The 14456-nt window shown below is 63.1% G+C and carries 13 protein-coding genes; 2 read left to right on the top strand and 11 right to left on the bottom strand.

Features of this window, described 5'->3' with window-relative positions:
• Positions 1-25: 25 nt before the first annotated feature.
• The 5 genes from ACOZK4_RS14720 to cysG all read right to left on the bottom strand — a co-directional run bounded on the left by ACOZK4_RS14720 (position 26) and on the right by cysG (position 5013).
• On the bottom strand, positions 26-838 hold the full coding sequence (locus ACOZK4_RS14720; protein WP_421592518.1) for a ferredoxin--NADP reductase: 813 nt from the start codon (positions 836-838) through the stop codon (positions 26-28).
• A gap of 221 nt (positions 839-1059) precedes the next feature.
• Positions 1060-1560: a DUF934 domain-containing protein gene (locus tag ACOZK4_RS14725; protein ID WP_421592519.1), complete on the bottom strand. Its 501-nt coding sequence runs from the start codon at positions 1558-1560 to the stop codon at positions 1060-1062.
• A 13-nt stretch (positions 1561-1573) separates the two neighbouring features.
• The gene (locus tag ACOZK4_RS14730; RefSeq protein WP_421592520.1) at positions 1574-3247 is read right to left on the bottom strand and encodes a nitrite/sulfite reductase; all 1674 of its coding nucleotides are present in this window, start codon (positions 3245-3247) and stop codon (positions 1574-1576) included.
• 10 nt (positions 3248-3257) lie between these two features.
• On the bottom strand, positions 3258-3572 hold the full coding sequence (locus tag ACOZK4_RS14735) for a DUF2849 domain-containing protein (RefSeq protein WP_421592521.1): 315 nt from the start codon (positions 3570-3572) through the stop codon (positions 3258-3260).
• Between the two features lies 1 nt (position 3573).
• Positions 3574-5013 carry a siroheme synthase CysG gene (cysG, locus tag ACOZK4_RS14740; protein WP_421592522.1) on the bottom strand — a complete coding sequence of 480 codons (1440 nt, stop codon included), beginning with the start codon at positions 5011-5013 and terminating at the stop codon, positions 3574-3576.
• A gap of 197 nt (positions 5014-5210) precedes the next feature.
• Between cysG and ACOZK4_RS14745 the strand changes: the two genes are divergently transcribed.
• The gene (locus ACOZK4_RS14745) at positions 5211-5798 is read left to right on the top strand and encodes a nucleoside deaminase (RefSeq protein WP_421592554.1); all 588 of its coding nucleotides are present in this window, start codon (positions 5211-5213) and stop codon (positions 5796-5798) included.
• A gap of 7 nt (positions 5799-5805) precedes the next feature.
• Positions 5806-6657, top strand: coding sequence for a nucleoside triphosphate pyrophosphohydrolase (gene mazG / locus ACOZK4_RS14750; RefSeq protein WP_421592523.1), 852 nt, complete (start codon positions 5806-5808; stop codon positions 6655-6657).
• Positions 6658-6664: 7 nt separating this feature from the next.
• On the opposite strand, the gene hflX is transcribed toward mazG, so the two are convergent.
• The 6 genes from hflX to ACOZK4_RS14780 form a co-directional block, all read right to left on the bottom strand.
• Positions 6665-7984 carry a GTPase HflX gene (gene hflX / locus ACOZK4_RS14755; protein ID WP_421592524.1) on the bottom strand — a complete coding sequence of 440 codons (1320 nt, stop codon included), beginning with the start codon at positions 7982-7984 and terminating at the stop codon, positions 6665-6667.
• A gap of 77 nt (positions 7985-8061) precedes the next feature.
• Entirely contained in the window at positions 8062-8304 is a 243-nt protein-coding gene (hfq, locus tag ACOZK4_RS14760) for an RNA chaperone Hfq (protein WP_023514954.1), read from the bottom strand.
• A 99-nt stretch (positions 8305-8403) separates the two neighbouring features.
• Positions 8404-9267, bottom strand: coding sequence for a D-amino-acid transaminase (locus ACOZK4_RS14765; protein ID WP_421592525.1), 864 nt, complete (start codon positions 9265-9267; stop codon positions 8404-8406).
• Positions 9268-9274: 7 nt separating this feature from the next.
• Positions 9275-10651 carry a Trk system potassium transporter TrkA gene (trkA, locus tag ACOZK4_RS14770; RefSeq protein ID WP_421592526.1) on the bottom strand — a complete coding sequence of 459 codons (1377 nt, stop codon included), beginning with the start codon at positions 10649-10651 and terminating at the stop codon, positions 9275-9277.
• Between the two features lie 29 nt (positions 10652-10680).
• Positions 10681-12045: a sigma-54 dependent transcriptional regulator gene (locus tag ACOZK4_RS14775; RefSeq protein WP_313526882.1), complete on the bottom strand. Its 1365-nt coding sequence runs from the start codon at positions 12043-12045 to the stop codon at positions 10681-10683.
• Positions 12035-14308: an ATP-binding protein gene (locus tag ACOZK4_RS14780; protein ID WP_421592555.1), complete on the bottom strand. Its 2274-nt coding sequence runs from the start codon at positions 14306-14308 to the stop codon at positions 12035-12037. The genes ACOZK4_RS14775 and ACOZK4_RS14780 overlap by 11 nt, the downstream gene beginning before the upstream one ends.
• Between the last annotated feature and the right edge of the window lie 148 nt (positions 14309-14456).

A 14456-nucleotide genomic window follows, 5' to 3' on the forward strand; every position in this document is an offset into this window, starting at 1 on the left:
CTTTTCTTAAAATTATGGACGTCGATCAATCGACGAAGGCGCGCTCGATCACGAATTCGCCGGGCTTGTTGTTGGAGCCTTCAACGAGACCTGCCTCTTCCAGCAGCGCCTTGGTTTCCTTCAGCATCGCGGACGAACCGCAGATCATGCCGCGATCAACCGCCGGGTCGAAATGCGGTACGCCCAGATCGGCGAACATCTTGCCGTTCTTGATGAGGTCGGTGATGCGGCCCTGGAACGGGAAGTCTTCGCGCGTCACGGTCGCATAGTGGCGCAGCTTGTTGCCGACGACTTCGGCGAGGAATTCATGATTGCGGATTTCCTCGACGAGATCGAAGCCGTATTTCAGCTCCGACACTTCGCGGCAGGTATGCGTCAGGATGACCTCGTCGAACTTCTCATAGGTCTCCGGATCGCGCATCAGGCTGGCGAAGGGCGCAATGCCCGTGCCGGTCGAAAACATGTAGAGGCGCTTGCCGGGGGTGAGCGCGTCGAGCACCAGCGTACCGGTCGGCTTCTTGCGCATCAGCACGGTGTCGCCGGGCTTGATCTGCTGGAGATGCGAGGTCAGCGGGCCTTCCGGCACCTTGATCGAGAAGAATTCGAGTTCCTCGTCCCAGGACGGGCTGGCGATCGAATAGGCGCGGTAAACCGGCTTGTCACCGACCATCAGGCCGATCATCGCGAATTCGCCGGAGCGGAAGCGGAAGCTTTCCGGGCGCGTCATGCGGAAGCGGAACAGGCGATCCGTATAATGCTGCACGCTCGTCACCGTCTCGGCGAAAACACCGGCGGGGATGGCGGGCACGAATTCTTCGGTCTTGGCAGGTGCGTTCATTTCGGGATCGATCCTGGCTGCGTCTGATAATCTTGACGATAGGCAGATATTACATGTGGAGCGCCAAAGGAAGGTATCCCGTTCCAATGCGCCGATTGGCCGCGCAATAGTTTGCCGCACGTGCAACTTTCCCGCAAAGCACGGCCCGCGTCCTTGACCTGACGCAAGACTACACCGCAATTGCGGCCTTTCGCCGGCGATCCCGCAAACCGGGCCTGAAATCAGGCCCGGCGGCGCCAGCTGTAGGAGCCGACGTCCTGCGAGGGACGCGCGGTCGGCTGGTAGTGGTTGTCGATGCCCGGCAAGCGGTTTTCCGCAAGACGCTTCAGCGCCGTCGCGTTGGTGACGGCGAAGCTGTCGATGCCACAGCGCAGCATCAGCGAGATTTGGTCGATCAGAACATCGCCGACCGCCCTCACCTCGCCTGCAAAATGTAACCGCGAGCGCAAGAGCGAGGCATGGCTGAAGGCACGGCCGTCGTTGAAGGCAGGGAAAGCGACCGCCACCAGCGCCAGCCGGTCGAGATGGCCTTCCAGCCTGCGCACGTCGTCGGCGGGGTTGATCAGCACACCGAGGCCCGTTTCGTCACCTTCGGCAACCTTCGCCAGGAAATGATCGAGGCCCAGGATCGCCTTCTCGTTCGAGCCGGCCTTGGTTTCCTCGGTTTCGATGATCCAGGGATCGTCGGTCACAAAGCCGGATTCGTTCCAGATTTTCGTCATGTTTCAAAACTCCTCAGGCTGCCGCGGCCGTCTTGTCGCCGTAGAGCGCATCCTTGAAGGGCTGCGGTCCGACGCGACGATAGGCATCGAGGAAGATTTCCGTGGGGTCGAGGCGCAGGCCGAGATAGGTATTGACGATCACCTCGACAGCATCCGTTACCTTCTCCGGCTCGAAGCCGCGGCCGATGATCTCGCCGATCGAGGTGTTCTCGTCACCCGAGCCGCCGAGCGTGATCTGGTAGAGTTCCTCGCCCTTCTTTTCCACACCGAGCAGGCCGATATGGCCCACATGGTGGTGGCCGCAGGCATTGATGCAGCCGGAAATCTTGATCTTCAGTTCACCGATCTCGGCCTGACGCTCGGGCGCCCCGAACCGCAGCGAAAGCTCCTGCGCGACCGGGATCGAGCGGGCGTTTGCCAGGGCGCAGTAGTCCAAGCCGGGACAGGCAATGATATCGGTGATCAGGCCGGCATTGGCGGTCGCCAGACCGACGGCGACGAGGCCGCGATAGACCGGTTCCAGATCGGCGAGCGCGACATGCGGCAGGATCAGGTTCTGTTCGTGGCTGACGCGGATCTCATCGAAGGCATATTCCTCCGCGATATCGGCGACGGCTTCCATTTGCGCGTCGGTCGCGTCCCCCGGAATGCCGCCGATCGGCTTCAGCGAGATCGTGACCATCCCATAGTCGGGGTGCTTGTGCGGCTGCACGTTCTGCTGAACCCAGCGGGCGAAGTCGGCATCGGTCTTCTTCCACTGTGCAAGGTTCGCCCAGCCTTCGGCGCGCGGCGGAAACTCCGGCGGTGCGAAATAGGCGGAGATGGCGGCGACGTCGCGCTCCGGCAGCTTCAGCTCGGTGTCCTTGAGGGCGGCGAACTCGACCTCGACCTGGCGAGCCAACTCCTCGGCACCCGTTTCGTGCACGAGAATCTTGATGCGTGCCTTGTACTTGTTGTCGCGGCGGCCGTGCAGGTTGTACACGCGCATGATCGCGGTCGTGTAGGACAGAAGGTCCTCTTCCGGCAGGAAGTCGCGGATCTTCTTGGCGATCATCGGCGTGCGGCCCTGCCCGCCGCCGACATAGACGGCAAAGCCAATGCGGCCGTTCTCGTCCTTCTTCAAATGCAGGCCGATGTCGTGCACCTGGATTGCCGCACGGTCGCGCTCCGCACCGGTGACGGCGATCTTGAATTTTCTGGGCAGGAACGAGAATTCCGGATGGACCGAGGACCACTGGCGCAAGATTTCCGCATAGGGCCTGGGATCGGCGACTTCATCGGCGGCAGCGCCGGCAAAATGGTCGGCCGTGACGTTGCGAATGCAGTTGCCCGAGGTCTGCAGCGCATGCATCTCGACGGTGGCGAGATCAGCGAGCGCATCCGGCAGTTCCGAAAGCTTCGGCCAGTTGTACTGGATATTCTGGCGCGTGGTGAAATGGCCATAGCCACGGTCATATTTGCGGGCGATGAGGGCCAGCATGCGCATCTGGCGGCCGTTCAGCGTGCCGTAGGGAATGGCGACGCGCAGCATATAGGCGTGCAGCTGGAGATAGACGCCGTTCATCAGGCGCAGCGGCTTGAACGCATCCTCGGCCAGCTCGCCGGACAGGCGGCGGGCGACCTGATCGCGGAACTGCTCCACACGGTCGGAGACAAAGGCGTGATCGAATTCGTCGTAACGATACATCTAAATTTCCTCAGGCGGCCGGGGCCGTCGCAACCAGGCCGGCATAGCCGACCGCATAGGGGATCGAAGGACCTTCGGCACGAATGCGCTCGCGCATGCGCAGCGGCCGGAGAACACCATCGACGTCTTCGACATCAACGACGTTCACGTCAACCACCTTGTTGTCGGCGAAGGCCTGCTTGCCGGTGGCTTCCAGGGCCTCGACGGCTTCCTTATGGCGCGCGACGAAGGCGGCCTGCAAGGATTCGTTCCAGGTGCCGGCGGCATCCAGCCAGACGGAAATGCCGTCGGAAAGGCGATTGGCTGTCAGAACCTTGTCGGCCATGTCATGCTCCCAGTGCTGCTGTGTCGCGAACCGTCTGCCGGATGGCAAGCGGTTCGGAATGTTCGAAATTGGCGCCCGCAACCGCGTCGCCGATGATAACCATGACCGGGCCGGACAGTTCGTCGCGGTGTTCGAGGCCCGGAAGATCCTTGAGCGTGCCGTGCAGCAGGCGCTTTTCGCGGCGGCTGGCGTTTTCGACGACGGCGACGGTCGTCTCGTCCGGCAGGCCGGCTTCCATCAGCCGTGCGGCAACGGAGGCGGCGACCGAGCGGCCCATATAGACGGCGACGGTGGCGCCGGAAATCGCAAGGCGTGCCCAATCCGGCAGCACGGAGCCCGTGAGGTCGTGGCCCGTCGTGAAGACGAGCGAGGAGGCAACGCCGCGCAACGTCAGCGGCAGTTCGAAATCCGCGGCGGCGGCAAAGGCGGAGGTAATGCCCGGCACGACCTCATAGGTGACGCCCGCCTGGCGCAGCGCCGCCATTTCCTCGCCCGCGCGGCCATAGACCAGCGGATCGCCGGATTTCAGGCGCACGACGCGCTTGCCCGACTTGCCGAGTTCGACGAGCAGGTCGTTGATCTCGTCCTGGGATTTGGAGTGGCAACCCTTGCGCTTGCCGACCGAAAGGCGCTCGGCATCGCGGCGGCCCATATCGACAATGGCCTGCGGCACCAGCGCATCGAACACGATGACATCGGCTTCCATCATCACGCGCTGGGCGCGCAGCGTCAGCAGGTCCTCGGCGCCCGGACCGGCGCCGACGAGCCAAACATGGCCGGCGGCCTTGCCCTGCGCGTTGAGTAGCGTATCGGCGGTGTGGCGGGCCAGCGCAATATCGCCATTGTTGACGGCATCGGCGACCGCGCCCTGAAAGAAACGGCGCCAGAAGACACGGCGCGTCACGCCGCGCGGCAGGATATGGTCGACGGCCTCGCGATAACCGTTGGCAAGGCTTGCAAGGCGGCCGAGCGACGGCGACAGGATTTGATCAACCTGCGCGCGGATCATCTGCGCCAGAACGGGGCCAGCCCCTTCCGTGCCGATGGCGACGGCGACAGGCGCACGATTGACGAGCGCCGGCGTGAAGAAATCGCAGTGGTCGGGCTGATCGACGGCGTTGACCGGAATGCGCAGCGCGCGTGCGGCCTTCGAAATGGCGCGGTCAGCGGCGGCATCGCCCGTTGCCGCAAAAACCAGCGTGGCCGCGGCGATCGCTTCCTTCGAAAACGGCGCGCGGACCAGCGTCAGCCCCTTGTCAGCGATGAAACGGGCAAAATCCGCTTCCGGCGCTTCGGCCAGAACGACGATCCGGGCATCCGTGTTGAACAGCAGACGGGCCTTGGCGAAGGCCTCGTCGCCTTCGCCCACGACAACGACCGTCCTGCCGCTGACGCGGAAGAACGCCGGGAATGTCGAAAGCTTCTGCTGTGCCTCGGTCATGATCTGGTCCGGTTGAAGTGTGCGCACTATCGCGAAAAACGACAAGAAACAAAAGAAACAGAAATTCCAATGGCCTCGAAGGGGCGTATTGTTTTGCTCTGCGACCCGGCATTTTGAGCATAAGTCACCGGGCGGTCTTGCCTGTCCGCCCGGCCGCCCGGTAAGGATGCCGCATGACGCCAACAGGGAAACCCGCGATGGACCAGGCCGCGCTCGCAAAACGTCTGCTCGACGTGATGGAATTCGACATTCTGCCATTGACGCGAGAAGGCGTCGCCGCGGGCAACAAGGTGTTCGGCGCGGCCATTCTCAACAAGGCAGATCTCTCGCTCGTTCTCGCCGAAACGAACAACGAGACGGAAAATCCGCTCTGGCACGGTGAAATTCACACGCTGAAACGCCTCTACGAGCGCGTGGGGAACCCCAACACAAAGGACTATGTTTTCCTCTCGACGCATGAGCCCTGCTCCATGTGCCTTTCGGCCATCACCTGGGCCGGCTTCGACAATTTCTATTATTTCTTCAGCCATGAAGATTCGCGCGACAGCTTTGCCATCCCGCACGACCTGCGCATCCTGAAGGAAGTCTTCCGGCTCGATCCCGGCGGCTATGCCAAGACCAACGCCTTCTGGCACTCCGCCGCCATTGCCGACTTGATCGCCACCGCCGACGAGACGGCCAAGGCCGATCTCAAGACGCAGGATGCAAAAATCCGTGCCGCCTATGATGCGCTGTCGGAAAGCTACCAGTCCGGCAAGGCCGACAACAACATTCCGCTGAACTGAGAGTGCCATGCAGCCGAGCCGCGACATCGAGCGCCTGATCGAGATCATGGAGGCCCTGCGCCAGCCGGAAACCGGCTGCCCCTGGGACGTGGTCCAGACCTTCGAGACGATCAAGCCCTATACGATCGAGGAGGCCTATGAGGTCGCCGACGCGATCGAGCGCAACGACATGGACGACCTCTGCGAGGAACTCGGAGACTTGCTTCTGCAGGTCGTGTTCCATGCAAGGATGGCGGAGGAGCGGGGCGACTTCGATTTCGGCAGCGTCGTTGAGGCGGTGACGCGCAAGATGATCCGTCGCCACCCGCATGTCTTCGCCCGTTCGGATGCGGATACGCCCGAGGCCGTGAAGCTGCAATGGGATGCGATCAAGCAGGCCGAAAAGCGCGAGCGCAAGGAGCGGCGTGCCAAACGCGGCCTGCCGGAGGATCCGCTGCGCGGCCATCTCGGCTCCGTGCAGCGCTCCTTCCCGGCCCTTGTCGAGGCGCTGAAACTTCAGGAGCGGGCAGCGAAGGTCGGTTTCGACTGGTCGGAGCCGGCGCCGATCCTCGACAAGATCGAGGAAGAAATCGGCGAGCTGCGCGAAGCCCTGCGCTACGATGATCCCAAGGCTGTCGCCGATGAACTTGGCGACCTCATCTTCGCACTGGTCAATATCGGTCGCCATGTCGGCGCCGATCCGGAAATGGCGCTGCGCGGCACGAACACCAAGTTCCGCAACCGCTTCTCGCATATCGAGGACAGCCTCGCAGCCAATGGCGAAAGCCTGGAGGCGGCGACGCTGGAGCGCATGGAAGAGCTGTGGCAGGCTGCCAAGCAGATCGAGCGCAGTCTGGGTAACGCAACGTCAGCAGACTGACGCCGCGTTAGCGCTCCCAATCCTCACGCGCCACCCTGCCACCGATGCCGAGGCGGCGATCGAGTTCGGCGGCTTCGGTTTCCGTCAGCCGCAGCTCCAGCCGCACATTGCCGTCTTCGAGGTCCTCGCGGGCGTCGACGATCGAGTGATCGTAGATCCACGGCAGCAATTGCAGCTGCATGACCGGCACAGTGATATCGCGATCGACCAGCACACCGGAAAGACGCTGGTTGATTTCCGAGAGCAGCGCATCGACGCCCTCGCCCGAAATCGCGGAGACGGCGATCACGTTCGGCTGCGTCTCGGCCTTCTGCACCAGCGCGTCCCGCGCCTCTGGCTCCAGCCGGTCGATCTTGTTCCAGACTTCGAGGATGCGCTCCGCGCCGTCCTTCTCGTCGATGCCGAGATCGGTCAAGATACGCAGCACATCGGACGACTGTGCGCCATTGTCCGGGTCGGACATGTCACGAACATGCAGGATCAAATCGGCTTCCAGCACCTCTTCCAGCGTCGCGCGGAAGGCGGCGACGAGGTGGGTCGGCAGATCCGAGATGAAGCCCACGGTGTCGGACAGGATGACGGTGCGGCCCTGCGGCAGCTTCATGCGGCGCAGCGTCGGGTCGAGCGTGGCGAAGAGCATGTCTTCGGCCAGCACACCGGCGCCGGTGATGCGGTTGAACAGCGTCGACTTGCCGGCATTGGTATAGCCGACGAGCGCCACGATCGGATGCGGCACCTTCTTGCGCTTGGAGCGGTGCAGCTGGCGGGTGCGGCGCACCTGCTCCAGCTCGCGCTCCAGCTTGACGATCTTGTCCTGCAACAGGCGGCGGTCGGCTTCGATCTGCGTTTCACCGGGGCCGCCCATGAAGCCCGCACCACCGCGCTGGCGTTCAAGGTGGGTCCAGCTGCGCACGAGGCGGCCCTTCTGGTAATTCAGATGCGCAAGCTCGACCTGCAACGTGCCTTCCTTGGTGGAGGCGCGGCGGCCGAAGATTTCCAGAATGAGGCCCGTGCGGTCGATGACCTTGGCGTTCCACTCCTTCTCGAGATTGCGCTGCTGCACCGGCGTCAGCGGATGATCGACGATGACGAGGCCGGCATCGTGTTCATCGAGCGCGGCCTTGATCTCCTCTATCTTGCCGCTGCCGAGCAGCGTGCCGGGCTTCGGCTGGCTGACGGGCACAAGCATCGAGGCAACGATGGTGAGGTCGATGGCGCGCGCGAGACCGACAGCCTCCTCGAGGCGGGCCTCGTCGGAGCGCGTCACGACGGTCGGATCCGGCTTCGTGCGCCCCTTCAGGACGGGGGCGATGACGATAGCGCGCATGTCGTCCCGGCGTTTTTCGACGTCCGGGACGATGGAATCCTTGGATGAATCAGATTTTTTAATGGTCTTGGGTCCTGTCAGGAGCCGCTTTCCTCGGTCTCGAACATCTGCAGCGGCTGGCCGGGCATGATGGTCGAGATCGCGTGCTTGTACACGAGCTGCGAGTGACCGTCGCGACGGAGCAGCACGCAGAAATTGTCGAAGGAGGTGACAACCCCGGTCAGCTTGACCCCGTTGATGAGAAAGATCGTAAGAGAAATCTTTTGCTTGCGAACGGTATTAAGAAAAAGATCCTGCAGGTTCTGAGAACGTTCCGCCATCGCGCCGCTTCTTTCTGATTGCCGGCCCTTGAGACCGGTTGAATGAAATAAATTGCCCCCAGGCCCGACAGCAAATGTGTCGGACCGTCGATTTTGGTATCAAATCACAGTCTTCTCCGCAACGGCGAAAAAAGCATCCCTGATTTTCTGCGCCGTCATGCCGGGATGGCCGTTGGCGATGCTGTGTCCGTCGATGGAGACAACCGGCAGACAGATGGTCGTGGCCCCGGTGATGAAAACCTCGCGCGCTTCGAGCATTTCCGTCACCGAAAAGCGCCGTTCCTCAACCGCAATCCCAAGTTTTTCCGCCACATCCATCACGGTGGTGCGGGTGATGCCCTTGAGGATCGCGTGGTCGGCCGGGCGCGTCACCAGCACTCCGGCCTTGTCGACGATCCACAGGTTCGTTGCGCCGCCCTCGGTGACGTTGCCGTCCTGATCGACGAAAATCGCCTCCTGCGCGGCCGCCTCCTTCGCCTGCTGGCGGGCCAGCACGTTCGGCAGCAGGCCGACGGTCTTGATATCCACCCTGCCCCAGCGATCGTCCGGCACGGTCATCGCCTTGATGCCGGCAGCGTATTTCGCCGCATTGATCGCCGGGTTTAGGCTTTTCGCCGTGACGATGAGCGACGCCCGCACCTCGGGCGACGGAAACACATGATCGCGCCGGGCGACGCCGCGCGAGATCTGGAGATAGACCATGCCGTTGACGACGCGGTTGCGGCGCAAGACCTCGCGCATGATCCCAACGAGGGCCGCGCGGCTCATCGGCGGACGGATGCGGATTTCGCCAAGCGAACGATCGAGCCGGTCGAGATGGCGCGTCAGGTCGACGATGAACCCCTTCTGCACTTGGCAGACTTCATAGACCGCATCGCCGAAGACCAGGCCCCGATCCTCAATGGAGACCGCAGCATCGGCATGGCGGACATAGCGGCCGTTGACATAGGCAAAGCGCGGCATAGGGATCCTAAAAATATTGGATGCTGACGCGGAACAGCTGTTCGACATGGCGCACGGCAGCGGCTGCCGCAAAGAGCACCACCCGGTCCTTCGCCTTGATCTTGGTGTTTCCATCAGGCCGGATCACCGTCTTGTCGCGATAGATGGCACCGATGCGGATACCGGGCGGCAGTTCGATATCGCGCAGCGGCTTGCCGACGAGTGGCGATGTTTCCAGCGCCTCGGCCTCGATCACTTCCGCAGAGCCCTTCTGCACCGCATAGACGGAGCGGATACGGCCCTTGCGGACGTGCTGGAGGATGCCTGAGATCGTCACGGCGCGCGGATTGATGCTCGCATCGATGCCGAGCGTCTTGGTGAAATCCTGATAGCTGGGATCGTTGATCAGAACGAGGTTCTGCTTGCAGCCGAGGCGCTTGGCCATGACGCTGCCGAGAATGTTGATCTGGTCGTTGTTGGTGAGCGCGACGACAAGGTCGGCATCCTGGATATCCGCCTGCAACAGCATCTTCTGATCGAGCGCCGAGCCATGCAGAACCACGGTGTTGCGCAGCTTGTCGGCAACAAGAACCGCCCGCTCGCGATCGCTCTCGATGATCTTCAACCGCGTCTTCGGCTGGTAGTCCTCGATGGCCTTGGCGACGAAATAGCCGATATTGCCACCACCGGCGATGACGATGCGTGCCGCCTCCTGCTCTTCATGGCCGAAGAGCGCGAGCGTGCGCCGCACATGCCCCTTGTCGCAGACCACATAGGCGAGATCACCGGAATGCAGCTGGTCGGAGGAATTCGGCACGGTCAGCTTGCCGTTGGAAAAGATGCCGGTGACGGTCGCATTGAGGTCCGGGAAGAGTTCGCTGAGCTGCTTCAGCGGCGTCTCGACGACAGGGCAATCCTCCATACACTCGATCGCCACCATGACGATGCGGTCGTCCGCAAAGCGCACGACATCGGTCGCACCGGGGAAAGAGATGCGCCGCAGCACCATCTTGCCGACCTCCACCTCCGGCGAGATGGTGACGTCGATGGGCATGTTTTCGCGCGAGAACAGGTCGGAATATTCCGGGGCCAGATAGCTCTGCGCGCGGATGCGGGCGATCTTGGTCGGCACGTTGAACAGCGAATGGGCGACCTGGCAGGCGACCATGTTGATCTCGTCGAACAGGGTCACGGCGATCAGCATGTCCGCCTGGTCGGCGCCCGCCTTGGCCAGCACCTCCGGATGCGCGCCATGGCCGATGACGCCGCTGACATCGAGCGTCTCGGTGATGGCCGAGATCAGCGATGGCTGCGTGTCGATGACGGATACGTCGTTGCCCTCTTCCGAGAGCCGCTCGGCAATACCGTAGCCGACGCGTCCGGCGCCGCAGATGATGACCTTCATGCCCTAGAATCCCTCAATCCCCGGGCGCCTTATACGCCAAGCGACTTCAGTTTGCGATGGAGCGCGGAGCGTTCCATACCGACGAATTCGGCCGTGCGGGAAATGTTGCCGCCGAAGCGATTGATCTGCGCGATCAGATAGTCACGCTCGAACATTTCACGTGCTTCACGCAGCGGCAGCGTCATGATGTGCTGGTCGCCCTGCGTGGAGATCTTCGGCAGCATGTCGCCCACTTCGGTCGGCAGCATGTCGGCGGTGATCGGCGTATCCGGACCGTCGCTGCGGGCGAGAATCATCAGGCGTTCGATATTGTTGCGCAGCTGGCGGATGTTGCCCGGCCAGTCGTGCGCCTGCAGAACGGCCAAGGCATCGTCGCCGATCTTGCGGGCGCGGATGCCCGCCTGCTCGCTGACCTGGCGCATGAACATGTCGACCAGGAAGGGGATGTCCTCGCGCCGCTCGGCCAGCGGCGGCACGCGCACCGGCACCACAGCGAGGCGATGGTAGAGGTCTTCTCGGAACCCGCCCTCGGCGATCAGGCTCTCGAGATTGTAGGCAGTGGAGGAGATGATGCGCACATCCACCCTCACCCGCTTGGAGCCGCCGACACGCTCGAACTGCTGGTCGACCAGCACGCGCAGAATCTTGTTCTGCGTCTCGCGCGGCATTTCGCCGATCTCGTCGAGATAGAGGATGCCACCATGGGCCTCTTCCAGCGCGCCGGTACGGCGCGGCTGTCCGGGCGTGCCCTCCGTGCCGAACAGCGCGACTTCCATGCGCTCGGGCGTGATCGCCGCGGCATTCAGCACGACGAAGGGACCGCTCGCCCGCGTCGATTTCCGGTGGATCATACGCGCCACCAGTTCCTTGCCGGAGCCGGAGGGGCCGAGGATCATGATGCGGCTGTTGGTCGGCGAGACCTTGTCGATATTCTGGCGCAGCTGCGAGACTGCGACGGAGGTGCCGATCAGCTCGGCCGGATCGCCCGACCGTTTCTTCAGCTCGGTCACCTCGCGGCGCAGCTTGGAATTTTCCAGCGCCCGCTCAGCGATGAGGATCAGCCGGTCGGCCTTGAAGGGTTTCTCGATGAAATCGTAGGCGCCGCGGCGGATCGCCGAAACGGCCGTCTCGATATTGCCGTGGCCGGAAATCATCACCACTGGGAGGTCCGGATAGCGGCTCTTGATCTCGTCAAGCAGCGCCAGCCCGTCGAGCTTGCTGCCCTGCATCCAGATGTCAAGGAAGACGAGGCGCGGTACGCGGTCGCTGATCGCCGCGAGCGCGCTGTCGCTGTCGAAGGCGGTGCGTGTCTCGTGCCCTTCGTCCGACAGGATGCCGGAGACGATCTCGCGGATGTCCTCTTCGTCGTCAACGACCAGAATATCAGACGCCATGGTTCATTTCCTTGCTCTTATTCTTGTCCGCCTCGACGGCCGAAGTTTCTTCATAGGGCAGGATCACGCGAATCATCGCCCCCTGGCCGTGGTCGAAGTCCTGGGGGGCATCGTGCAGTTCCAGCTGCCCGCCATGGTCCTCGATGATCTTCTTCACGATGGCGAGACCGAGGCCCGTGCCCTTCTCGCGCATCGTCATGTAGGGTTCGAGAATGCGATGTCTATTCTCGGTCGGCAGGCCCTTGCCGTTGTCGACGACGTCGACGACGAACCGCCGTCCCGCGTCGTCGGCCTCGGCGCGCACGAGGATCTTGTGCTCGCCGCGATCGGCATCCGGCGGCAGCGCCTCGATCGCCTCCACCGCATTCTTGATGAGATTGCCGAAGGCCTGGCCGAGCATGCGCGCGTCGAACAGCCCCGTCAGCGGCACCTCGCCGAGATCCTTCAAGAAGGCGACGTGGTTGTTGCCCATCTCGCGCAGGAAAACGGCATCCTTCAGGATATTGCGCAGGTCAGAGCGCTCCTTGGTGGGCTTGGGCATACGTGCGAAGGAGGAGAACTCGTCCACCATGCGACCGATATCCTCGACCTGCCGCACGATCGTATCCGTACACTGGTCGAAGACCGCGCGGTCCTCCTGGTCGATCTGCTTGCCGTAGCGGCGGCGGATACGCTCGGCCGAAAGCTGGATCGGGGTCAGCGGGTTCTTGATCTCATGCGCGATGCGGCGGGCCACATCCGCCCAGGCGGTCGAGCGCTGAGCGATGACGAGATCGGTGATGTCGTCCACGCTGATGACGAAGGATTCCTGCGCGTCGCTCGCTTCCTCGCGGATCACCTGCACATTCAGCGTCCGCTCCTTTCCGCCATGCATGATATTGATCTGCTTGCGGAATTCGTTGCGGTGGCGGGCAGAACCCTCGGCAAGCACGGCGGCAATCTCCGGCGTGACGCCGACCAGCGGTTCGCCGATGAGGTCGACCGCATTGCGGCCGAGCAGGATTTCGGCGGAAAGATTGACGATGGTGATACGCCCGTCCCCCTCGACGCCGATCACGGCCGCGGTCACACCCGACAGCACCGCCTCGATGAAGCGGCGGCGATGGTCCATCTCGTCCTTGGCATCGAGAATCTCGCCCTGTTGGGTGCGGATTTCGGCGATCATCTTGTTGAACGTGCGCGAGAGATTGCCCACGTCGCCATCGGCCACGCGCACCGGCACGGTCACGTCGAGATTGCCCGAGGCAACGCTGTCGGCAGCGCCGATCAACTGGCGGATCGGACGGACGATGCGGTCGGCAACGGCAATGGCGGTCCAGATCGCAGCAAGCAGCACGATGAGCGCGAAGCCGAGATAGAGCACGCCGAAGGCGATCTGCAGCGTCGTGCGGCCGGCTTCCAGCGCGCGATATTCCGCCGTGTTCTCCTCCATCAGCCGCATGGAGCGCATGACTTCGGGATCGACTGTGCGGATCGTGTAGAGGAAGGCGTCCGGGATGTTGTCGAGCTTGATGATGGCGCCGACGAGATTGGTCTGGCCCGGCGGAATAAGCGTCGGCTGGCCGGCGGCGGACGCGCGCAGCGCATCTTCCGGCGCCGGCGGCAGCCGGTTTTCCGTCGGGATATTGGCCTGGAGAATGACGGAACCGTCGGCGCGCAGCAGGGAGGCGCCGAGCATACCGCGTCCCCGCGCCTGCCGCGTCATCAGTTCGGTAAAGCCGGTGCGGTCGAGGCTGTAGAGCTGGCGGTTGCGGTCGAGATCGTTCGCCATCGAGGCGGTCTGGCCCTGCAGGTAGCTGGCGTTTTCCAACATATAGGCCTGCGCAACGTTCAGCGAGGAGCTGACGATCGACTGCGTGCGGATGGAAAACCACCTGTCGAGGCCGACATCGAGCGTGATCGACGCGAAAATCGCCACAAGCACGGCCGGCGTGATCGCGACGATCGAAAACAGCGCCACGATGCGCACATGGAGCCGCGCGGCGGCACGGCCACGGCTGCGGGCACGCAGCAGCCGGACGATTTCCCGCCCGATCAGGAACATCAGGCCGACGATGAAGATGGCGTTGATCGCCGCCGAGGCGATGACGACATTGGCGACCGGCTTGATCGGCGTCAGGCCAAGCAGGATGAACAGTGACAGCGTGGCGGCGACGAGCGCACCACCGGCCAGCACGAGACCCGGCAGAGCGAAGGAGGCACGCCGGTCCGCCGACACCTTACCCTCACCGCCGCCCGCAAGCAGGTCCAACCGCTCGTCCATCTGCTGCATCGCTTCCCCGGCCGAACGCCTCGAAAGGCGCCGGCGTTCTTCTCTTGTTTTCGGGATGGCGCCGACCGCATGGAGGATCGGTCGCAGTCGCACCCGAAACCTTGACGTTCAGGCACGCGGACCCATTCGGCCGCAAACC

This window comes from Shinella sp. M27 (genome assembly GCF_049199905.1).
Classification (GTDB): Bacteria; Pseudomonadota; Alphaproteobacteria; order Rhizobiales; family Rhizobiaceae; genus Shinella.